This window comes from Streptomyces sp. NPDC004838 (genome assembly GCF_053600955.1).
The window spans coordinates 173,228-196,030 of record NZ_JBSGAW010000004.1; the positions used below are offsets into that span (position 1 = coordinate 173,228).

The 22,803-nt window shown below is 70.8% G+C and carries 14 protein-coding genes; all 14 read right to left on the reverse strand.

The window, feature by feature from the left end; genetic code table 11:
• Positions 1 to 25: 25 nt before the first annotated feature.
• The 14 genes from ACWEFL_RS06845 to mreC all read right to left on the reverse strand — a co-directional run bounded on the left by ACWEFL_RS06845 (position 26) and on the right by mreC (position 22,720).
• Positions 26 to 1,309, reverse strand: a complete 1,284-nt coding sequence (locus ACWEFL_RS06845) for a nucleotide sugar dehydrogenase (protein WP_451708447.1) — start codon at positions 1,307 to 1,309, stop codon at positions 26 to 28.
• Complete coding sequence (locus ACWEFL_RS06850) at positions 1,306 to 2,946, reverse strand: glycosyltransferase family 2 protein (protein WP_451708449.1); 1,641 nt, start codon at positions 2,944 to 2,946, stop codon at positions 1,306 to 1,308. Before ACWEFL_RS06850 ends, ACWEFL_RS06845 begins: the two co-directional genes overlap by 4 nt.
• The gene (locus tag ACWEFL_RS06855) at positions 2,930 to 4,504 is read right to left on the reverse strand and encodes a glycosyltransferase (protein WP_451708451.1); all 1,575 of its coding nucleotides are present in this window, start codon (positions 4,502 to 4,504) and stop codon (positions 2,930 to 2,932) included. Before ACWEFL_RS06855 ends, ACWEFL_RS06850 begins: the two co-directional genes overlap by 17 nt.
• The gene (locus ACWEFL_RS06860) at positions 4,494 to 5,537 is read right to left on the reverse strand and encodes a Gfo/Idh/MocA family protein (protein WP_451708453.1); all 1,044 of its coding nucleotides are present in this window, start codon (positions 5,535 to 5,537) and stop codon (positions 4,494 to 4,496) included. Before ACWEFL_RS06860 ends, ACWEFL_RS06855 begins: the two co-directional genes overlap by 11 nt.
• Positions 5,534 to 6,652, reverse strand: coding sequence for a DegT/DnrJ/EryC1/StrS family aminotransferase (locus ACWEFL_RS06865; protein ID WP_451708455.1), 1,119 nt, complete (start codon positions 6,650 to 6,652; stop codon positions 5,534 to 5,536). Before ACWEFL_RS06865 ends, ACWEFL_RS06860 begins: the two co-directional genes overlap by 4 nt.
• A 358-nt stretch (positions 6,653 to 7,010) precedes the next feature.
• Positions 7,011 to 11,231 (reverse strand): Rne/Rng family ribonuclease, encoded by a 4,221-nt coding sequence (locus ACWEFL_RS06870; RefSeq protein WP_451708457.1) that lies wholly within the window; start codon positions 11,229 to 11,231, stop codon positions 7,011 to 7,013.
• Positions 11,232 to 11,523: 292 nt separating this feature from the next.
• Positions 11,524 to 12,279: a TIGR03936 family radical SAM-associated protein gene (locus tag ACWEFL_RS06875; RefSeq protein WP_451708836.1), complete on the reverse strand. Its 756-nt coding sequence runs from the start codon at positions 12,277 to 12,279 to the stop codon at positions 11,524 to 11,526.
• A gap of 125 nt (positions 12,280 to 12,404) precedes the next feature.
• Complete coding sequence (locus ACWEFL_RS06880) at positions 12,405 to 13,601, reverse strand: hypothetical protein (protein WP_451708460.1); 1,197 nt, start codon at positions 13,599 to 13,601, stop codon at positions 12,405 to 12,407.
• 120 nt (positions 13,602 to 13,721) lie between these two features.
• Complete coding sequence (locus ACWEFL_RS06885) at positions 13,722 to 15,656, reverse strand: TIGR03960 family B12-binding radical SAM protein (RefSeq protein WP_451708463.1); 1,935 nt, start codon at positions 15,654 to 15,656, stop codon at positions 13,722 to 13,724.
• Positions 15,657 to 15,900: 244 nt separating this feature from the next.
• Positions 15,901 to 17,523 (reverse strand): CYTH and CHAD domain-containing protein, encoded by a 1,623-nt coding sequence (locus ACWEFL_RS06890; protein WP_451708466.1) that lies wholly within the window; start codon positions 17,521 to 17,523, stop codon positions 15,901 to 15,903.
• 50 nt (positions 17,524 to 17,573) lie between these two features.
• Positions 17,574 to 18,776, reverse strand: a complete 1,203-nt coding sequence (rodA, locus tag ACWEFL_RS06895; RefSeq protein WP_451708468.1) for a rod shape-determining protein RodA — start codon at positions 18,774 to 18,776, stop codon at positions 17,574 to 17,576.
• Positions 18,777 to 18,779: 3 nt separating this feature from the next.
• Positions 18,780 to 21,056 (reverse strand): penicillin-binding protein 2, encoded by a 2,277-nt coding sequence (gene mrdA / locus ACWEFL_RS06900; protein WP_451708471.1) that lies wholly within the window; start codon positions 21,054 to 21,056, stop codon positions 18,780 to 18,782.
• A gap of 22 nt (positions 21,057 to 21,078) precedes the next feature.
• Positions 21,079 to 21,744: a rod shape-determining protein MreD gene (gene mreD, locus ACWEFL_RS06905; RefSeq protein WP_451708474.1), complete on the reverse strand. Its 666-nt coding sequence runs from the start codon at positions 21,742 to 21,744 to the stop codon at positions 21,079 to 21,081.
• A 13-nt stretch (positions 21,745 to 21,757) separates the two neighbouring features.
• Positions 21,758 to 22,720 carry a rod shape-determining protein MreC gene (gene mreC, locus ACWEFL_RS06910; protein ID WP_451708477.1) on the reverse strand — a complete coding sequence of 321 codons (963 nt, stop codon included), beginning with the start codon at positions 22,718 to 22,720 and terminating at the stop codon, positions 21,758 to 21,760.
• Positions 22,721 to 22,803 lie beyond the last annotated feature (83 nt).

Here is a 22,803-nt window from a genome sequence, read left to right on the forward strand (position 1 = left end):
CTTCGGCTTGTCGCGGGTGCTTGCCTCAGCCGCCGATGACGACCCGGCGGACTCCGGCCCAGCGCGCCGGGTCCGTGGTACGACGGCCGTCGACGAGGACGGTGACGTCCGGCAGGTCGGCGGCGGCCAGCTCGCGGTACTCGGCGTGGTCGGCCTGGAGGACGGCGGCGGTGACCTTCTCGCCCTGGTGGGGGGTGAGTCCGTGGGCGGCCAGTTCCTCCGCCGTGTACATCGGGTCGGAGACGTACGGCACCGCGCCGCGGGCCTTGAGGGCCTCGACGGTCCCGAAGACTCCGGAGAAAGCGGTCTCCTTGACGCCGCCCCGGTAGGCCGCGCCGAGCACGAGGACGCCGACGTCGGTCAGGTCGCCGTAGGCGGCGGCCAGCAGGTCGACGGCGTACTCGGGCATCGCGGCGTTGGCCTCGCGTGCCGAGCGGACGACGGTGGCCTCCGGGTCGTTCCACAGATACATCCGCGGGTAGATCGGGATGCAGTGGCCGCCGACGGCGATGCCCGGCTGGTGGATGTGGCTGTAGGGCTGCGAGTTGCAGGCTTCGATGACCTTCTTGACGTCGATGCCGTTCTTGTCGGCGAAGCGCGCGAACTGGTTCGCCAGGCCGATGTTGACATCGCGGTACGTGGTCTCGGCGAGCTTGGCCAGCTCGGACGCCTCGGCGGTGCCGAGGTCCCAGACGCCGTTCGGCCGGGGCAGGTCCTCGCGCTCGTCGAAGTCCAGCACCTGCTCGTAGAACGCGACGCCGCGGGCCGTGGACGCCTCGTCGATGCCGCCGACGAGCTTGGGGTAGCGGCGCAGGTCGGCGAAGACCCGGCCGGTGAGGACGCGCTCCGGGGAGAAGACGAGGTGGAAGTCCTCGCCCGCGGTGAGGCCGGAGCCCTCCTGGAGCATCGGCGCCCAGCGGGTGCGGGTGGTGCCGACCGGCAGCGTGGTCTCGTACGAGACGAGGGTGCCGGGCTTGAGGCCCTTGGCGATGGCCTTGGTGGCGGAGTCCATCCAGCCGAAGTCGGGGGTGCCTTCGGCGTCCACGAAGAGCGGGACGACGACCACGACGGCGTCGGACTGGGCGACGGCGGCGGTGGTGTCGGTGGTCGCGGTCAGCAGCCCCGCGCCGACGGTCTCCTTCAGCAGCCGGTCCAGGTCGTACTCGCCGGGGAAGGGCTCGGTGCCGGCGTTGACCAGTTCCACGACCGCTTCGTTGACGTCCGCCCCGATGACCTCGTGGCCCTTGGCGGCGAACTGCACGGCGAGCGGGAGGCCGATCTTGCCGAGTGCGACTACACAGATTTTCATCGGGTCAGTTTCCTCTTCACACGGGACATCGTTTGGCGCAGCCGCTTGCCCGCGCCGGCCGAAGGCGCCCAGAGCGGGGCCGTAGTGATCACCAGCCGACCCTTGCGGTCACCGGTCGCGGAGACCCGGAACGGGATCCTCTCGCGCCAGCGCCGGGCCAGGGGCAGCGGCAGATCCCTTATCTTCACGGGAATTTCATAGGTCGCACCCACCATGACCACGTAGATGCGGAGCCCCAAGGAGGCGCGCCGCGGCGGGACCGGGAACACGGCCCTCAGCACCGTACCGGTGCCGTCCGCGCAGGGCTCACTGCTCTGCTCCCCGTCGAAGGCGGGGGGTTCCGCGGTGAGCCGCCGGCCCCCGGACCGGTCGACGCTCTTGGGCAGCGGTGTGGAGGCCAGCCGCAGCACCGCCGACTCGGCGTCGCCGACGACTCCTATCCGCGCGGCCAGTGAGACCGCCATGGTCTCGCCCGTCCCGCCGGACTGCTCCCAGTCGGCGTGCACCAGCCCGCTGCCCTCGGCGAGCAGCGTGGTGATTCCCTCGCCGTCGAGGACCTCGAAGAGCCGGTCGGGCAGGTTCAGCGCCGGGTCGCGGAACCCCGGATAGCGTGCGTAGGCCCGGCCGTCCTCGACGAGGAAGGTCACCGGGCCGCCGCGTATCGCCTCCAGCAGTTCGGCGAGCGCGCCGCGCTGGGCCAGCCCGATGCGTACGCGCCGTGTGACGTCCATGGAGTCGCGCAGTTCGTCCGTGAAGTACAGATCGGCGAGCGCGGCGATCCCGGCGCAGACGTCCCGCTGGGTCTCGGGCTCCAGGGACGGGAAGTCGTCCTGGATCAACTTGGCGAGTTCCCAGGTGAAGTGACGCTTGAAAACGGCGTCCCGTCGAGGTCCGGGCTCGATCAGCCCGGCCGCGTGCCGCATGATGTCGGCGGCGCAGCGGAGCCGGGAGAGATGGTTCGCGCGGTAGGTGATGTTGGAGGCGTCACCGCGTTTGACCGCGTAGTAGCAGACGTAGTCGGCCAGGACGGAGATCTTCTCCGCCCGCACCAGCGCCTCGATCGTGAACGGCTGGTCGGAACCGACCGGCATGTCCTCCGGGAAGCGCAGCTTGTTCTGCTCCACGAGTTCTCGCCGGAACAGCTTGGTGTTGGCCAGGGTGAACGGCAGCGCCGAGTCGTAGAGGCTGACGTCCGGTTCGTTCTTCTTGTACAGCGCCTGGTGCACGTAGCGGCCGTTGGTGCCGACCATCCGTCCCACGACGACGTCGGAGCCGTGCCGGTCGCCGTAGGCGACCATGCGTTCCAGCGCCTCTTCGCCGAGGTGGTCGTCGGAGCCCATGAAGTACACGTACCGGCCCGTGGCGATGTCCAGGGCCCGGTTGCTCGGCGCCGCGGGCCCGCCCGAGTTGGCCTGGTGAATCACCTTGACCGTGTCGGGGTGTTCGGCGGCGAACCGGTCGAGTTCGCGTCCGCTGTCGTCGGTCGACCCGTCGTCCACCGCCACGATCTCCAGTCGGCGGAGCCCTATGCTCTGCTCCACCAGGGAGGTCAGGCACTCCGTGAGATACGGCATCGTGTTGTAGACGGCCACGACGACGCTGACATCCGGCACGCGGACGTCAGGGGTTCTGCCCATCCCCCGCTCCCTGCGTCAATCGGGTGTACACCTGGTCGAGTACCTCTGCCTGGGCTTCCCAGGTCCATTCCTCCAGCCGTCCCTCGACCTCGTAGGCGGCGGTGTACCGCTTCGGATCGGAGAGCACGGCCCGGACGGCGCGCACATAGTCGGCGACGTCCTCGGCCTTGAAGACCTCACCCTGTCCGGTCTCGCGGGTCACCTCGGACATCGTCTTCACATCGCTGACCACCAGCGGCAGCCGCGCATGCGAGTACTCGAAGAACTTGGTGATCAGGGCGATCTCGTGGTTCGGCCAGTGGTGGATCGGGATCACGCCGACATCGGCGCCGGAGAGGAACGGGACGACCTGCCAGTGCGGTACGTACGGCAGGGCGTGCACCCTGTCCCCGACGCCCAGCTCCTCGGCACGCCTCATCAGCTCCTGGACGTAGGGGAGTTCGGGGCTGGCCGCCACGAACACCGCATGCGCCTCGGGCAATTCGGGCAGGGCGTCGACCATGATGTCGAGGCCGCGCTGACGGGCGGCGAGGCCGCTGTAGACCAGCAGCGGTACGTCGGGGCCGATGTCGCACAGGGCCCGGATGTCCGGCACGGGCTCGTCGGGGAAACGGGAGGTCGCCCCGGAGTCCGGGGCGTTGAGCACCACCGCAGGCCGCTCGGCGAGCTTGTGGGACTTCTGCAGCAGATCGGCGAGGCCACCCGAGACGGTCATGACCGCGTCCGCGTACTTGGCGTGTTCGCGCTCGTAGGCCACCATCGCCGGCAACTTGCGCTGATTCGCCCAGGAGCGCACTCCGGGCAGGAACTCGTGTGCGTCCCAGACGAGTTTGACCCGGCGGCCGGCGGCCCGCCCCCGGATCGCGGCACGGGAGCCCACGCCCAGCATCCGGAAGTCGTTGGCGTGGATGATGTCCGGCTTCAGCTCGTCGATGACGGGAGCGAAGGCCAGTTCGAAGTCCCAGACGCCCGGGTCGAGACGGCGCCAGGCGCGGTGTCCCATCGACGTCAGCCAGAAGTGTGTGACCGCCTTGTCGATGGCGTGGGAGCGTGTGCGCCGAATCTGGCGCAGCTTCTTGGTCTCGCGGTTGCGCAGGGACACCCAGCGTGAGGTGGCCTTGGCCATGGCGCGGGGCACCGTCAGCCAGACCCGCCCGCCCTTCCGGCCGAGCGCCGATCCGCTCTCGCCCGCCCGGAGCGAGTCGCCGCGCACCCGGAGGTCCGCACGCCACGCCTTCACCTGCTGCACCCGGAACGCGGCGACGCGGTCGGACGAGTAGGCGAGCGGGCGGCGCAGCGGGGCACCGCCCAGATCCCCGGGGGTGACCGACATCCTCGACTTCACACGGATCAGCCGCACCTCGGCCTCGCCGAGCTTCCAGCTCTCCGGCCCGTCCTTGCTCACGATCCTGCCGAGCAGGGTGACGTCCCAGCCCGCCGCGGCGGCCGACATCGCCTGCTTCTGGACGCGGGAGTCGCCGTGCACCCCGTTGTCGACGAGCATGACGATCCGCCCGCGTGAGCCCTCCCGGGTCTCCTCGACGCCGTCAGGCCCCATTTTCCGTCCGTTCCCGGTCCATGAGGCCGACCGTGATGCCCGCCGCCGCGGACTCCAGTACGGCGGCGGCCACCTCGACCGTCCGCAGGCCCTGGCGCAGCGTGCAGATGTCGTCGGACTTGCCGAGCATCGCGTCCCGGAACAGTTCGTGCTCGACGAGCAGCGGCTCGCGCTTGGGGATGGCGTACCGGATCATGTCGCCCTCGGCGACTCCGCGGAACGCCTGGAGCGCCTCCCACTCGGTGGTCTGGGCGGCGTTGGAGTAGAACGTGAGGTCGGCGGTGAGGGTGTCGGCGATGAAGCAGCCCTTCTCGCCGGTGACCGAGGTGAAGCGCTCCTTGAGCGGGCTCAGCCAGTTCACCAGGTGATTGACCATGGTGCCGTCGGAGAGCTGGCCGACCGCGGAGACCATGTCCTCGTGCGGGCGGCCCGACTTGGAGACGGTGCGCGCCGAGATCGAGGTGTACGTCTGGCCGGTCACCCACCCGGTGAGGTCGATGTCGTGGGTGGCGAGGTCCTTGACCACGCCGACGTCGGCGATCCGGTGCGGGAAGGGTCCCTGACGGCGGGTGACGACCTGGTACACGTCGCCGAGTTCGCCGGCCTCCAGACGCTGCCGCAGGGAGCGCAGCGCGGGGTTGCAGCGCTCGATATGGCCGACTCCGGCCACCAGTCCGCGCGACTCGAACGCCTCGACGAGCCTGCGGGCCCCGGCCACGGTGTCCGCGACCGGCTTCTCGATCAGGGCGCCGATGCCGGAGACGGCCAGCTTCAGGCCGACTTCCTCGTGCAGGGCGGTGGGGCAGGCGACCACGGCGTAGTCGATGCCGAGCGCGATCAGCTCTTCGACGGTCGACAGCACCGGGGCGTTCTGCGCCCAGCCGTGCTTGTCCCCCATCGGGTCGACGACGCCGACGAAGCGGACGCCGTCCAGCCCGGCGAGTACGCGGGCGTGGTGGCGGCCCATCGAGCCGAGGCCGATCAGGCCGGCCCGCAGTCCCTGGGCTCCCTGAGGGGCCTGGGCGGTGGTCACAGATTCTCTCCAAGGTCGTTCACGGCGGTGACGATGCGCTCAAGGTCTTCCCGGGACAGCGAGGGGTGCACCGGCAGCGAGATGACCTCGGCGGCGGCGCGCTCGGTCTCGGGCAGGTCCCAGTGGCGCCCTGCCTTCTGGTCGGGCTCCCAGAACGGCTTCAGCCGGTGGATCGGGGTCGGGTAGTAGACCGCGTTGCCGACGCCGGCCTCGGTGAGCCTGGCCATGGCCGCGTCGCGGTCGCCGCTGACGCGGATCGTGTACTGGTGGTAGATGTGACGCGCGCCCTCGGCGACGGTGGGCGTGGTCACGTTCGGCGCGCTGATGTGTTCACTGAGGTAGGCGGCGTTGGCGATGCGCTGTTCTGTCCAGCCGTGGAGCTTCGTCAACTGTACGCGGCCGACGGCGGCGGCCACGTCGGTCAGCCGCATGTTGACGCCGATGATCTCGTTGGCGTACCGCTGTTCCATGCCCTGGTTGCGCAGCAGCCGCAGGGTGCGCGCGATTTCGGCGTCGGCGGTGGAGATCATGCCGCCTTCGAGGGAGTGCATGTTCTTGGTCGGGTAGAAGCTGAAGGTGCCGCCCGCGCCGAACGCGCCGACCGGGGTGCCGTGGAGCGCCGCGGCGTGGGCCTGGCAGGCGTCCTCCACCACGGCCAGCTTGTGCTTGGCGGCGATGGGCATGATCTTGTCCATCGAGGCCGGGTGGCCGTACAGGTGGACCGGCATGATCGCGGCGGTACGGGGGGTGATGGCGGCCTCGACCGCGGCCGGGTCCAGACCGTAGGTGTCGGGCTCGATGTCGGCGAAGACGGCGTCGGCGCCCACCAGCCGGACGACGTTCGCGGTGGCGGCGAACGAGAATGAAGGAACGATTACCTCATCGCCCGGACCGATGTTCAGAGCGAGCAGAAGCAGATGCAGCGCGGAGGTTCCCGAGTTCACGGCGACGCAGTGGCGACCGTCCACCAGCTCCGAGAAGCCCTCTTCGAAAGCGGCCACCTCGGGGCCCTGCACGACCCGGCCGCTGCGCAGTACGCGTACCGCGGCCTCGATCTCCTCTTCACCGATCACCGGGCGGGCAGCGGGGATGGGCTGCTTGTTGCCGCTCGTCATTTGGAGGTCCTCCTAGAACACCAAGAGCTGTCTGTGGCAGGAGTATCGAGGAGGAGGAGCGAACATCTCGCGAGGCCGCGCACACCCCATCCGGCGCAAGCCGACGCCCTACCGAGGATCTTCGGCCGGTTCTGCATTCCCGACCCGGTCCGGTCTCCACCGTAGTCTCCGGGACGGGATTCCCACCCGGCAGGGACCGCCGTCACATTATCAGGGATTTCACAGCGCATTCCTGAACCATTGGCGAAGGCATTGCATCAACTCGGCGACAATTACCGCGCCCCATCCCGGTTGTGTGGGATGGGGCACGGTATTCACCGATCACCCGCGATCGACCGGCTGCCACCTGCGGCTCGTCTCAGCCCTCGGTGACCGCCGTCACCGTCGAAGACGTCTGCTGGTCGGCGGCGACGGTCTTCTTCACCGTGGCCTTCTTCGCCGCGGCCTTCTTGGCGGTCGTCTTCTTCGCCGCGCTCTTCTTGGCCGCCGTCTTCTTGGTGGCGGCCTTCTTCGCGGTGGCCTTCTTGACGGTCTTGCGGACCGCCTTCTTGGCCGGCGCCGTGGACGCCTCTTCCGCTGTGACATCCGCCTCCGTGACATCCGTCTCCGGCGTGTCGGGGGCGGCGACCACCACGATCGCGGCCTCCTCGGCGCCCGAGGGCGAGCCGGCCGGGGCGGTGACCTTGCGGGTCACCCGGCGGCGGACGCGCGGCGGGGCCGGGGCCTCAGCGACCGGAGCCTCGTCGGGCTGCGGCTCGGGAGCCTCGGCGATCGGGACCTCGGCCGAGACCTCGGGGGCCGGCGCTGGCGTCTCGGCGGCGGGAGCCGGTGTCACGGCCTCGATGACCACCTCGGGCTCCGCGGCAGCCGGCGATCCGGCCGGAGCCGTCGCCTTACGGGTCGCCCTGCGGCGGGTCCGGCCCGCGGGAGCGGCCTCGGGCTGCGGCTCGGGAGCCTCGGCGACCGGGACCTCGGCGGGGGCCTCCGGGGCCGGGGCCTGAGCGACCGGAGCCTCCGCAGCCGGGGCCTGGGGCTCGGCGACGGCCGGAGCCGCCTCCTCCGTCACCGCCGCGGCCTTCGCTTCGGTCTCCGTCTCGGGCACGGTCCCGGTCTCGGAAGCGGCGCTCTTCGGCGAACCGCTCGGCGCGGACACCCTGCGGGTCGCCCGGCGGCGGCCACGACCCCGCTGAGCGGCGGCCTCCGCCTCGGCGGCGCTGCTGTACAGCTCTTCGTCCGGTACGAACGCGGGCTCGGCGAGCGCGACCGGCTCGGCCACCTCGGCGGCGACCTGCGCCTCGGTCTCGGCCTCCGGGGCGGCCTCGACCTCGTGGACGTGCTCGGCGACGCCTCGGCCACGCTTCTTCGCGCGCTTGCCGCCACCGCCGCCGATGGACGTCGGCTGTTCCATGTGCACGATGACACCGCGGCCGTTGCAGTGGACGCAGGTCTCGGAGAAGGACTCCAGCAGCCCCTGCCCCACGCGCTTACGGGTCATCTGAACCAGGCCCAGCGAGGTGACTTCGGCGACCTGGTGCTTCGTACGGTCACGTCCGAGGCATTCCAGCAGCCGCCGCATGACCAGATCCCGGTTGGACTCCAGCACCATGTCGATGAAGTCGACGACGACGATGCCGCCGAGGTCGCGCAGCCGCAGCTGGCGCACGATCTCCTCGGCCGCCTCCAGGTTGTTCCTGGTGACGGTCTCCTCCAGATTGCCGCCCTGACCGGTGAACTTGCCGGTGTTGACGTCGATCACGACCATGGCCTCGGTCTTGTCGATCACCAGCGAGCCGCCCGACGGCAGCCAGACCTTGCGGTCCAGCGCCTTCATCAGCTGCTCGTCGATCCGGTAGGTCGCGAAGACGTCGACCTCGCTCGTCCACCGCTGAAGACGGCCGGCGAGGTCCGGCGCGACATGGGCGACATAGCCGTGGATGGTCTCCCACGCCTCGTCACCGCTGACGACGACCTTCGAGAAGTCCTCGTTGAAGATGTCGCGGACGACCCGGACGGTCATGTCCGGCTCGCCGTACAGCAGCGCGGGCGCGTTCGAGCCGCTGCCGCCCTTCGACTTCTTCCTGATGTCCTCCCACTGCGCCTGGAGCCGCTCGACGTCGCGGCGCAGCTCGTCCTCGCTCGCGCCCTCGGCGGCGGTGCGCACGATGACGCCCGCGTCCTCGGGGACGATCTTCTTGAGGATGGTCTTCAGCCGGGCGCGCTCGGTGTCGGGCAGCTTGCGGCTGATGCCGGTCATCGAGCCCTCGGGCACGTACACGAGGTAGCGGCCGGGCAGCGACACCTGGCTCGTCAGCCGGGCGCCCTTGTGGCCGATCGGGTCCTTCGTCACCTGGACGAGCACGGACTGGCCGGACTTGAGCGCGGCCTCGATGCGACGGGGGCCGTTCGCCATGCCCAGCGCCTCGAAGTTGACCTCACCCGCGTACAGGACGGCGTTGCGGCCCTTGCCGATGTCGACGAACGCGGCCTCCATGGACGGCAGTACGTTCTGCACCTTGCCCAGGTAGACATTGCCGACGTACGACGTCGACTGCTCCTTGTTCACGTAGTGCTCGACGAGGACGTTGTCCTCCAGAACGCCGATCTGGGTGCGCTCGCCGCTCTGGCGGACGACCATCACCCGCTCGACGGCCTCGCGGCGGGCCAGGAACTCGGCCTCGGTGATGATCGGCACACGGCGGCGGCCCTGCTCACGGCCCTCACGGCGGCGCTGCTTCTTCGCCTCGAGCCGGGTGGAGCCCTTGATGGACTGCACCGCGTCCTGGAAGTCGGTGGGCTCGTCGCTCTTGGCGCGCGCGGGCCTCGGCTCGCGGACCTTGACGACCGTACGCTCCGGGTCGGTCGCGCCCGGCTCTTCCTCAAGGGCGGGCTCACCGCTGCGACGGCGACGGCGACGGCGGCGACGGCTGCTGGCGCTGCCTCCGGAGGCGGACGAGTCGGTGTCGTCGTCGTGCGCTTCCTCGGCGCGTGCGGTCTCGTCCCGTGCGTCCTCGGCGGACTCCTCGGACGGCGCGTCCTCGGCGGGCTCCTCGTCGTGGGCGTCCTCGGTGCCGTGTTCCTCGGCGGAGTCGCCACGGCGGCGACGACGGCCACCACGGCGGCGGCGGCGTGAGGGACGGTCCTCGAACTCGTCCTGCTCCTCGCCTTCCTCCGACGCTTCCCCGGCGGCGGCGGGCTCGGGCTCCTCGGCCGCAGGGGCCGTGCTCTCGGCGGCCTCGGCGGGCTCGGCGGGCTCACCGCGACGGCGGCGGCGACGGCGGCCCGAGGGCTCGGCGACAGGGGTCTCGTCCGCCGCCTCCACCGGCGCTTCGCCGTCGGTCTCTTCGGCGGCCTCGATGTCGTCCTCGTCGAGGGCACGGTCCGCGGCGGCGGCAGCGGCGGCCGTCTCGGGCGTCTGGAACATCGGCTCGGCGAAGACGGGCGCCTGGAAGAGAGCCACGGCGGGCCGCGCGGCGCGGCGGGCGGGCTTCTCCTCCTCCCCGGCCCGGGCCGGGGTGGCGGTGAACTCGGGAGAGCTGACACGGCGGCGACGGCCTCGGGGCGCGGCCTGCTCGGCGGCGGTCTCGGGCTCGCCGGGCTCGGCGGTGTCCGCGGGCGTCTGCGGGGCGGGCTCGGCAGCGGGGGCGGCGGTCTTACGGGTGGCCCTGCGGCGCGCAGGGGCGGCCGGAACCTCCTCCGGCACCTCCTGGGCCACCGGCTCAGCCGTCTCGGACTGCGCCACCGGAGCACCCGCCGGAGCGGACGCACGACGACGGCTCCGACGCGGAGCGGCACTCTCCTCCACGACATCAGCCACAGCGGCCGTCTCGGCCTCGGCCGAAGCCTCGGCCCCGGCAACCCCCGTCAGCGTCCCGGACTCCACCGGAACCTCGACCGCCTGCGGCGACACCTCGGGAGCAGTCGCCTTACGCGTCGCCCGACGCCGCACACGCGGCGCAGCAACCTCCTCCACAACGGTCTCGGCAGCGGCCGTCTCCTCGGCCTCCGCGGCAACGACAGGCTCGACCACGGGGGCGGATGGGGCGGTCTTACGGGTGGCCCTGCGGCGCGCAGGGGCGGCCGGAACCTCCTCCGCCACCTCCTCGGCCACCTCGGACTGCGCCACCGGAGCACCCGCCGGAGCGGACGCACGACGACGGCTCCGACGCGGAGCGGCACCCTCCTCCACGACATCAGCCACAGCGGCCGTCTCGGCCTCGGCCGAAGCCTCGACCCCGGCAACCCCCGTCAGCGTCCCGGACTCCACCGGAACCTCGGCCACCTGCGGCGACGTCTCGGGAGCAGTCGCCTTACGCGTCGCCCGACGCCGCACACGCGGCGCAGCGACCTCCTCCACGACGATCTCGGCAGCGGCCGTCTCCTCGGCCTCCGCGGCGACGACAGGCTCGACCACAGGGGCGGATGCGGCGGCCTCGGCCGTCGGCGCGCCGGGCGGCCCGGCGGGACGTGACGCGGCGCGGCGACGGCGGCGCGGCGGCAGCGTGTCGCTGGGGGTGGTGCGTTCTTCGTCGGTGATGTTGGCGTTGTCTCCGGCGTTGCCGGGTTCGTTCGGCTCGTGCATGCGGGCGGTTCTCCCGTCGCGCTCCCGGGCGCCGCGCCTCTTTCCGGTCCGGTCACGGCCCACGCGTCGCGCGATGCCGCCGTCCGGGGCGCGGGCGCCGCACGGGAGCTGTATGTGTGGCTCGCCGGTTCCGTACGCGATGTACGCACGGCCTGGCGAAAGTCTTGTGGTCTTTCTCGCGGCCCGACCCAGGTGGCTTCCGAGTACGAGGGCCGCGCTGCGACGACTGCCTGTGGGCGTGGCACGCCCCGGAGGTCCCACCGCGTGCCGTCGTGGGGTCCCCCTGGCTGAGCTAGGGGGAGGCGGTCCCGACGGTCGTGGTTGGAACGGCCGGAACTGCCTCGCGGTCGAGCGCGAGCGGGTCGGTCACCGTGCCGGACTCCTCGTCGAAGAGCCCCTGCGCCAGCCTGGTCACCGCTGCGGGGACCGGCGGCGCCAGGTCGGCCACAGCGCGGAGACCGGACAGGACGTCGTCGGGTCGCACGGCAGGTGTTACGTGCCGCACTACCAGCCGCAGTATCGCACAGGGCTGGTCCAGCGGCCTATCAGGCTGTGGACGGAGCGCCGACAGCTCCACCACGGCACCGCGCGCGTCGAAGGTCCGCATCCCGTTCTTCGTCCTGCGCTCCACGTCGACGGTCTCGGCCGCGAGGAAGACCGCGACGGCCTTCTCCGCGTCCTCGACGGTCACGCCGTCGAGTCTCAGCTCCCACACGGAGGCGGTGAGCCGGTCGGCGAGCCCCGGCGTACGGGCCTCGACGGCGTCGGTGATGTCGAGCCCGGCCGGCAGTGACTCGTCCAGCAGCTCGCGCAGTCTGTCCGGGTCTCGGTGCTCGGCGAGCGCGATCTCCAGATACTCGGCCTCGCTGCCCGTGCCGGTGGGTGCGGCATTGGCATAGGACACCTTCGGATGCGGGGTGAAGCCCGCCGAGTACGCCATGGGCACCTCGGCGCGTCGCAGCGCCCGCTCGAAAGCGCGCTGGAAGTCGCGGTGACTCGTGAACCGGAGGCGGCCGCGCTTGGTGTAGCGCAAGCGGATGCGCTGCACCGCGGGTGCGGGCGGCGGGCCTTCGGGCTGTCGCTTGCCCAGTGGTTCTTCTCCTCGCTGCGGGGCGGTGGCGGGTGGCACGCCGCCCTCGGAATGCTGGGTGCCCCGTGGGGGCCTGCCCGGCCTCACCCCCGCTTGTGGAGGGAGACCTCGGGCCCGGCCGCCGCGCCGGAGACAGTCTTTGTACTACCCAGAGTACGCGCCGAAGGCACACCCGGTTCCACAGGTTCCGGTACCCGCACTCCTCGGCCCATCGCGCGCCACGCGCTCTGCCTGGCCTGACGCACCGCCTCGCGTGCCGACCGGAGCGCGGAACGCGCTGCCTGCCCCGCCTCGACCGCGGCTCTCTTGGCGGGCCGCCAGAGCGCGTCGCGCGCCATATGTCCCACGGGTGTGCAGATGTGCTGGTAGAACCAGCGCGCGGGCGGCGCGAGGAGGGTGCGGAAGAACCAGAGGAAGGCGTCGCCGAGGGCTCGGACGAGATATCCGGCGACACGCCAGGCGACGCCGACGGCGGAGACGATCTCGCCGCCGACCGGCTTGAGGACGTACCGCCAGAGCGCGGCGAGCGGCACGAAGACGGCGTACCGGAAGAGCCAGACCAGGGGTTTGAAGAGCAGATACGCGAGCGCCCAGTCCAGGGCCCCGCCGACGCGGGTGAGCAGCCAGAGGGTGGCGTGCCCGAGCGGGGTCAGCAGCTGCCGGTAGACCCACTGGGCCGGCACGGCGATCCCGTAGACCGCCACCGGAACGACGACGTACCGCCACAACGCCACCCACGGCCACACGAACACCGCCAGCACCACCCACCGCAGCGTGACGGCCGTCCCCCGACCCAGCGGAGTCAAGGCCCGCCGGTAGAACCAGACGGCGGGGGCCGCCACCAGATTCGTTCCGACCCAGAGGAGGCCGTGCCCGAGCGGAGTCAGCAGCTGCCGGTAGACCCACCGGGCCGGCACGCCGATCCCGTAGACCGCCACCGGAACGACGACGTACCGCCACAACGCCACCCACGGCCAGAGGAAGAGCAGTCTGCCGGTGAACCGGAGCAGCCACCCCAGCCCGGCCATCGCCGGGAGTACCGCGTGCTCGAACAGCCAGGACAGCCCGTTGCCGAGGGGGCGCAGCAGTACGCGGTGGGTCGCGCGCCCGGCGATGGCGAGGAGGTCCCAGAGCAGCCGGACGGGGACGACGAGGACCAGCACCACGATCCGCACGGGCACCCGCACGGCGACGGCCAGACAGCCCTCGGGTTCAACCGCCGGGCCGACCCCACCGTGCCGGCCGGCCACCGGTGCCGGTCGCGCCTTCTCCAGATCCATGTCAGAGATGACGCGCCGGACGCCCGTACGGATGCGGTATCGCTTCCCTCTGTTTCCCCACCGCTGTTTCCCCACCGCCCCGCGCCGCCGCTCCGGCAGCCTCCCCCGAGGACGGTGGAGCTACTGATTCACCACACTGAGGGGCAGCAGCTTCCTGCCGGTCGGGCCGATCTGGATCTCCGTCTGCATGGAGGGGCAGACACCGCAGTCGAAGCACGGCGTCCAGCGGCAGTCCTCGACCTCGGTCTCGTCGAGCGCGTCCTGCCAGTCCTCCCAGAGCCATTCCTTGTCGAGCCCGGAGTCGAGGTGGTCCCAGGGCAGGACCTCCTCGTAGGTGCGCTCACGGGTCGTGTACCAGTCGACGTCGACGCCGAACTCGGGGAGCGTCTTGTCGGCGCAGGCCATCCAGCGGTCGTACGAGAAGTGCTCGCGCCAGCCGTCGAAACGGCCGCCGTCCTCGTACACGGCGCGGATGACGGCGCCCACCCGCCGGTCCCCCCGGGAGAGCAGGCCCTCGACGATGCCGGGCTTGCCGTCGTGGTAGCGGAAGCCGATGGAGCGGCCGTACTTCTTGTCGCCGCGGATCTTGTCGCGGAGCTTGCCCAGCCGGGCGTCGGTCTCCTCGGCGCTGAGCTGCGGGGCCCACTGGAAGGGCGTGTGCGGCTTGGGGACGAAGCCGCCGATGGAGACCGTGCAGCGGATGTCGTTGGAGCCGGAGACCTCGCGGCCCTTGGCGATGACCTTGACCGCCATGTCCCCGATCTGGAGCACGTCCTCATCGGTCTCGGTGGGGAGACCGCACATGAAGTACAGCTTCACCTGCCGCCAGCCGTTGCCGTACGCCGTGGCGACCGTACGGATCAGATCGTCCTCCGAGACCATCTTGTTGATGACCTTGCGCATCCGCTCGGAGCCGCCCTCGGGCGCGAACGTCAGACCGGAGCGGCGGCCGTTGCGGGTCAGCTCGTTGGCCAGGTCGACGTTGAACGCGTCCACGCGGGTGGAGGGGAGGGAGAGACCGATCTTGTCCTTCTCGTACCGGTCCGCGAGCCCCTTCGCCACATCGCCGATCTCGGAGTGGTCCGCGCTGGAGAGCGACAGCAGGCCGACCTCCTCGAAGCCGGTCGCCTTCAGGCCCTTGTCCACCATCTCGCCGATGCCGGTGATGCTTCGCTCCCGTACGGGACGCGTGATCATGCCGGCCTGGCAGAAACGGCAGCCGCGGGTGCAGCCGCGGAAGATCTCGACGGACATCCGCTCGTGGACGGTCTCGGCGAGCGGGACGAGGGGCTGCTTGGGGTAGGGCCACTCGTCGAGGTCCATGACCGTGTGCTTGGACACGCGCCACGGGACGCCGGAGCGGTTCGGTACGACCCGGCCGATGCGGCCGTCCGGCAGATACTCCACGTCGTAGAAGGCGGGGACGTACACACCGCCGGTCTTCGCGAGCCGGAACAGGACCTCCTCGCGGCCACCGGGGCGGCCCTCCGCCTTCCAGGCGCGGATGATCGCCGTCATGTCGAGGACGGCCTGCTCGCCGTCGCCGATGACCACACAGTCGACGAACTCGGCGATCGGCTCCGGGTTGAAGGCCGCGTGGCCGCCCGCGAGGACGATCGGGTGGTCGACCGACCGGTCGCGCGCCTGGAGGGGAATGCCCGCGAGGTCGAGGGCGGTGAGCATGTTCGTATAGCCCAGTTCGGTGGAGAAGCTCAGCCCGAACACGTCGAAGGCCCCGACCGGCCGGTGGCTGTCGACCGTGAACTGGGGTACGCCGTGCTCCCGCATCAGCGCTTCCAGGTCGGGCCAGACGCTGTAGGTGCGCTCGGCGAGGACGCCCTCGCGTTCGTTCAGCACCTCGTAGAGGATCATGACGCCCTGGTTCGGCAGCCCGACCTCGTACGCGTCCGGGTACATCAGCGCCCAGCGCACATCGGTGGCATCCCACTCCTTGACGGTGGAGTTCAGCTCACCGCCGACGTACTGGATGGGCTTCTGCACGTGCGGGAGAAGAGCTTCGAGCTGTGGGAAGACCGACTCGGCAGCAACAGGCATCTCGGGTCTTTCGTGGGCTGGCAGGGGGCGACTCACTAGCGTAACGCGCTCGGGAGCGGCCCCCGCACGGCGATCGGGCCTCCGCGGCCACGGGCGAACCGGCCTCCGCGGCCACGGTCGACCGACCCTCCGTGGCCCCGGGCCTGTCAGAGAACCGGGTCCTTCGGACCTGATCCGGCTCCCGCCCGCCCTGACCCGCGGTACCTCCGGCCAGGGCGGTAGCCCGCGCCGGAGGTACCGCGGGTCACCGGGCCGGCCACTCCCGCAGCCTCTCGGCCGAGGCTCTCGCCCAGACGTCCGGCAGTTCCCGCTCCCGCTCGTCCGCCGCCGCCGATTCCTGGCCGTACAGCAGTCCCCAGGTGAAGGCCGACTCCCCCGCCGCATGGGCCTGGATCGCCAGATTCCGCAGGGCGTCACGGGCCACCACGCTGTCCTGGTGGTCGCCGAGGACGGTCTGGACGGCCTTCATCCGTTTGGCGAAGCGCCTGGCGCTCCCGCCGAGCGCGGGCGTCGCCGCCTCGCCCGCGTACCGGGCGCGCTTCGCGGCCTTGCGGGCGTCGTGCATGGCGAGGTCGCGGTCGGGGCCGTGGGGAAGGTCCAGGGCGTGGGTGACCCTAAGGGCCAGCCGGTCGTAGTCCCTGAGCATCGCCTTGGGCAGGACGACGTCGGCCGGGCCGGACGCCTGCTTCAGCAGCGGCGGATCGGCGAACAGCGCGTCCAGGGTGTCGAGCAGGGCGAGGTAGCGCGTGCTGTCGAGGGTGGCGACGGCCCTGCGCCGTGCGTCCGCGCCATGGGCGGTGGTCCGGATCCGGAGCCGGCCGCGCACCGGGCCGAGCACCACCTGCCGGGGCAGCGCGTCGATCCGGGAGCGCAGCCGTTCGGTGAGAACCTCGTGGTCACGGGCGAAACCCAGCTCGGCGGCGAGCCACTTCAGCTCTTCGCCGACCGGGTCGGTGACCGTCCGGTCGAGGATCTTCCGGTACGTGCGGAAGGCGCTGCGCAGCCGACGGGTGGAGACCCGCATCTGGTGGACCGCGTCGGGGAGGTCCCGGCGTACGCCGGGGTCGTACGCCAGCAGGGCGGCGGCCTGCTCACGCAGATAGGCGAGGATGTGGTCGCCCGCGTTCGGCGGTGCCAGGGCTTCGGGAGGCGCGGAGGCTCCGGTCGCTTCGGAGGCGCCCGCGGCGGGGGCCTCGTGGCCGGTCTCGGCGAGCGCCCGTGCCAGCTTCGACGGCGCCGAGGACTCCCGCAGCCCCGCCTTGCGCAGCTTCTTCCCGACCTTGTCCAGGAAGGCCGGATCGCCGTCGTCGGCCAGCTCGACCTCGATCTCGTCCCACTCGGCCGTACGCCCGACGGCGTCGTCCCCGGCCCTGTGCCCGTCCCCCTGATCGGCTTCCTTCCCATCGCCGTCCACGTCGCCGCGGCCGTCGCCGAGGCGTTCGGCGCGGACCGCGTCCCGGCTCAGCTCGGCGAGCAGCACGCCGTCGGCGTCCACCAGATGGTGTACCTCACGGGAGGAGCGCAGCCGTACCACGGGCCCGAGCCCGGCTTCGCGGACACGGGCTCTGACCAGTCCCGCGAGGCCGCGCGGCAGCGAGCCGGAGAGAGGCGCGCGGATCTCGTCCCGCACCCCCGGCGCCACGGGCAGTTTGAGATGCCAGCCCGCGTCGCCGCCGCCGGTGCGCCGGCGCAGGGTGATGGAGGCGGCGGCGAGCCGCAGGTCGGGGGTGTCGTAGTAGACGGCGTCGAGTTCGTCGACGCCCTGGTTCCGGACGGCCGAGACCCCGGCCACCCGGGTCAGGTCCGGCAGCCGGGTGTCGGGGCTGGCTTCGTATTTCCGCTCGATCTCGCGCTTCGTGTCCGCCATATATCGAATCTAGTTCGCGAAGATTCGCGACGGCAGTAGCGGAACGCTCCTTATGCCGTTATCGGCCGCTGAACCCTGATCGATTGGAGTAGTCCGATCGCCACCCAGACCGCGAACATCGACGAGCCCCCGTAGGACACGAACGGCAGCGGCAGACCCGCCACCGGCATGATGCCGAGGGTCATCCCGATGTTCTCGAAGGACTGGAAGGCGAACCAGGCGATGATCCCGGCCGCGACGATCGTCCCGTACAGCTCGGTCGTCTCCCGTGCGATCCGGCAGGCGCGCCAGAGCACCACGCCGAGGAGCACCAGGATCAGACCCGCGCCGAGGAAGCCCAGTTCCTCGCCCGCGACCGTGAAGACGAAGTCCGTCTGCTGTTCGGGGACGAACTGGCCGGTGGTCTGCGAACCCTTGAACAGTCCCGTGCCCGTCAGTCCGCCGGAGCCGATCGCGATGCGTGCCTGGTTGGTGTTGTAGCCGACGCCCGCGGGGTCGAGTTCCGGGTTGGCGAAGGCGGCGAAGCGGTTGATCTGGTATTCGTCGAGCAGTCCGAGGGCGGTGACCAGGAACGCGCCGGCGACACCGCTGCCGATGAGGCCGAGGATCCAGCGGTTGGAAGCGCCCGAGGCGAGGAGCACGCCGAGGACCATCACCGCCATGACCATCACCGAGCCGAGGTCCGGCATCAGCATGACGATCGCCATCGGCAGGGCGGCGAGGCCGAGCGACTTGGCGACCGTGCGATGGTCGGGATGGGTGAGGTCGCCCGCGTCGACGCGGGCGGCGAGGAGCATCGCCATCCCCAGGATGATGGTGATCTTCACGAACTCGGAGGGCTGGATGGAGAATCCGCCGCCGATGACGATCCACGCGTGCGCGCCGTTGATGGTCGCGCCGACGGGGGTGAGGACCAGCAGGATCAGCAGGACGGAGAGCCCGTACAGCACCGGGACCGCGGTGCGCAGAGTGCGGTGACCGAGCCAGACCGTGCCGACCATCAGCGCGACGCCGATGCCGGTGTTGAGGAGGTGCCGGAAGAGGAAGTAGTACGGGTCTCCCTGGTTCAGCTCGGTGCGCCCTCGGGTCGCCGACCAGACCAGCAGTGCTCCGATGCCGGAGAGCGCGAGCGCGGAGCAGAGCAGCGGCCAGTCCAGCCTGCGGACGATCGAGTCACGGGCGGAGAGCTGGGCCCAGACGCCGCCGCGCCGGGGCCCGTAGCCGGAGACGGAGAAGCCATTGGTGCCGGACATGCCTCAGTCCCTCCGCGCGGGCGGGCTCGCGAGCCCCTGGTCCGAGTCCGGCTGCCCGCCGCCCGGATCCTGCTGGTCCTGGCCCAGGTCCGGATCCGTCGGGTCGGTGTCCGGGTCCCGCTGGTCCCCGGTGAGGAGCTGGGTGTCCGCTGCCTCGGGGTCCTTGGGCTTCCTGGGCTCGTAGGGCCTGATCTCCGGGGCGTCGATGGTGCCGTCCGCCGAGATCTTCGGGAGCGACTTCTGCGGCTTGGGCAGGAGCGCCTGCTTCAGGTCCTGCCCCCCGTCCTCGTCGAGCCCGTACATCGCCTCGTAGATCTTGCGCACGGCCGGTCCGGAGGCGCCCGATCCGGTGCCGCCCTGGGAGATCGTCATCACGATCGTGTAGTCGTCGGTGTACGTGGCGAACCACGAGGTCGTCTGCTTGCCGAAGACCTCGGCGGTACCCGTCTTGGCGTGCATCGGGATCTCGTCGTGGGGCCAGCCGTTGAACCGCCAGGCGGCGGAACCGGTGGTCACGACTCCCGCGAGGGCATCGTTTATCTGGTTCCTGGTCTTGTTGCTCATCGGGAGCTTGCCGTGCGACTTGGGCTTGATCTCCTGAACGCTCTTGCCGTCGGCGCTGACGATCGCCTTGCCGATGGTGGGGTTGTAGAGCGTGCCGCCGTTGGCGATGGCCGCGTAGATCGTCGCCATCTGGATGGGGGTGACGAGGATGTCGCCCTGGCCGATGGAGTAGTTGACGGAGTCACCCGCGCGCATCTGATTGCCTTCGAGGCAGTTCTCGTAGGCGATCTGCTCGACGTAGTCGCCGCCCTTCTTCCCCTGCTTGCACCAGGCGGTCTTGTTGGCCTCCCAGAAGCGCTGCTTCCACTCCCGGTCGGGAACCCGGCCGGTGACCTCGTTGGGGAGGTCGATGCCGGTCTCCGCGCCGAGGCCGAACTGGTGGGCCGTGCGGTAGAACCAGTCGTTCGCGTTCTTCTTGGGCTTGGTGCCGCCGTCCTTCTGCCACTCGCGGTAGGCGAGGCCGTAGTAGACGGTGTCGCAGGAGACTTCGAGAGCCCGGCCCAGGTTGATGCTGCCGTACCCCTTGGACTCGAAGTTCTTGAACTCCCGGCCGCCGAAGGAGAGCGATGAGGGGCAGGGGTAGTTGCCGTCGAAGTCGTATCCCGCCTTGACCGCGGCGGCGGACGAGACCACCTTGAAGATCGAGCCGGGGGCCGCCTGGCCCTGGATGGCCCGGTTCAGCAGGGGGTAGTTGGAGTCCTTGCCGGTGAGCTTGGCGTAGTCCTTGCCGGAGATGCCGCCGACCCAGGCGTTGGGGTCGTACGTGGGCTGGGAGGCCATCGAGATGACGCGCCCGGTCTTGTTCTCTATGACGACGACCGCGCCCGCGTCGGCTTTGTAGTTCTCCCGCGTGTTCCTGTCGAACTCCTTGCGGGCCGCCTTCATCGCCTCGTTCAGCTCGTACTCGGCGACGGCCTGGACGCGGGCGTCGATGGAGGTGACCAGGTGCGCGCCGGCCTGGGCCTTGTCGCGGTCGCCCTCGCCGATGACCCGGCCGAGGTTGTCGACCTCGTACCGGGTGATGCCGGCCTTGCCGCGGAGCGCCTTGTCGTAGGTCCGCTCGATGCCGGAGCGGCCGACCTGGTCGGAGCGGAGGTAGGGCGAGTCGCTGTCCTTGGCCTTGGCGATCTCGTCGTCGGTGACGGGTGAGAGATAGCCGAGGACCTGGGCGGTGTTGGCCTTGCCGGGGGCGGTGTAGCGGCGTACGGCGGTGGGCTCGGCGGTGATGCCGGGGAAGTCCTCGGCGCGCTCGCGGATCTGGAGGGCCTGCTGGGTGGTGGCCTCGTCCGTGACGGGGATCGGCTGGTAGGGCGATCCGTTCCAGCAGGGCTGGGGGGTGTCGGCGTCGCAGAGCCGGACCTTGTCGATGACGTCCTTCGGCTTCATGCCGAGGACTCCGGCGAGGCGGGTGAGGACGGCCTCGCCGTCGTCCTTCATCTTCATCAGTTCGGTGCGGGACGCGGAGACGACGAGACGGGTCTCGTTGTCGGCGAGCGGGATGCCGCGCGCGTCCAGGATCGAGCCCCGGACGGCGGGCTGGACAACCCGCTGGACGCCGTTGTTCTTGGCCTCGTCGGTGTACTCCTGGCCGTTGCGGATCTGGAGGTACCAGAGGCGTCCGCCGAGGGTGAGCAGGAGTGAGAAGACGAGTACCTGGATGACGACGAGCCGGATCTGCACCCGGGGCGTCCGCCCGGTCTCCGGGATATTGCTCATGGCGCGAGTTCCCCTCCCTCGGTCACAGTCGCTTGACGCCCTTGATACGGCCGGCCCGGGCCGCTCGGGCACGGGCCGTCTTCATCCGCAGTCCCCCGCGCTGGCCGCCGATCCGCAGGCCCGTGCCGGAGGAGAGCAGGCCGGAGGCGACGTCACCGCCGCCGCTCTGGCTCTCGGCGAGCGGATCGTTGTCGGCGCGCCGGGCGAGCGCCATGATGAGCGGCACGGTGAAGGGCGCGAGCAGCAGATCGTAGACGGCGGCCGTGAAGAGCAGGTCGCCCAGGCCCACATGGCGGGCTGCGGTGTCCCCGACGAGCGCGCCCACTCCCGCGTACAGCAGGGTGGAGCCGATGGCCGCGGCGACGACCACGAGCATCGGCCCGGTGGCGGATCTGATCCTGCCGTTCTCGGGCCGCGCCAGCCCCGCGAGATAGCCGATCACACAGAGGACGAGGGCGTACCGTCCGACCGCGTGGTCGGCGGGCGGGGCGAGGTCGGCGAGCAGCCCGGCGCCGAAGCCGATGAAAGCGCCCGCCAGATGCCCGTACACGAAGGCGAGTCCGAGGACGGTGAGCAGCAGGAGGTCGGGGACGGCGCCGGGCAGCTGGAGCCGGGCGAGGACGGAGACCTGGATGACGAGGGCGACCACGACCAGGGCCGTGGAGAGAAGCATCCGGTTGACACGCATGACGGATCAGCTCCTACCGCTCGTCGTTCTGACTGCTGTTCTGGCCGCTGTCCTGGACGGCCCCGGTGGAGGGCGTGACCGTGACGGTCACCGTCGGCGCGGGCTTCGGCGGGGCGGGCCGGGGCGGCAGCACGGTGTCGCGCGGGTCGGTCCTGGGCGCCTCGACGACGACGCCGACGATGTCGAGCTTGCTGAAGCCCACATACGGGTTGACGTAGATGGTCCGGGTCAGATCGCCGCGGGCGGGGTCGACGCGGACGACCTCGCCGATCGGCACGCCCGGCACGAACGGCTTGGCGCCCTGGGAGCCGAAGGTGACCAGCCGGTCGCCCTTCTTGACCTTGGACTTGCCGTTGAGGAGCTGGACGGAGAGCGGGCGGTCGCCCTGTCCGGTGGCGAAGCCGAGTTCGGCGCTCTTCTCCATCCGGGTGCCGACGGTGAAGTCCGGGTCGTTGGCGAGCAGCACGGTCGCGGTGCCGGGGCCGACGGTGGTGACGCGGCCGACGAGCCCGTCGCCGTTCAGCACGGTCATATCGCGCTTGATGCCGTCGCGGGAGCCGACGTCGATGGTCACCGTCCAGGAGAAGCCCTGGGCCGCTCCTATGGCGATGACCTCCGCGCCCTTGATGCCGTACTGTCCCGCGCCGGCCTTCTTGAGCATGCCGTCCAGCTCGCGGGCGCGGCTGCGGTTGCGGTCGTCGCTGCCGAGTCTGGCCTTCAGTTCGGCGTTCTCTCGCTCCAGCGCGCTGATGCGGTCATGGCGCTCGCCGGAGTCCCGGACCGCCCCTATGGCGTTGCCGATCGGGTCGACGGCGGTCGCGACGCCGTTCTCGATCGGTCCGAAGACAGAGGCGGCGGCCTGCCGGGCGCCGTCGACCGGGGAGTCCTCGCCCCCGCGGATGTCCACCGTGATCAAAGCGAACGCGATGGCGATCAGCAGCACCAGGAGCAGCCGGCTCTCTCGTGTGTCCCTCACGTGCGGCGGCCGTGCCTTCCTCGTAGGAATGTCGATGTCTGTATATCAACGATCAGCCGGACGGGGTGGCAGGCACCCGTACA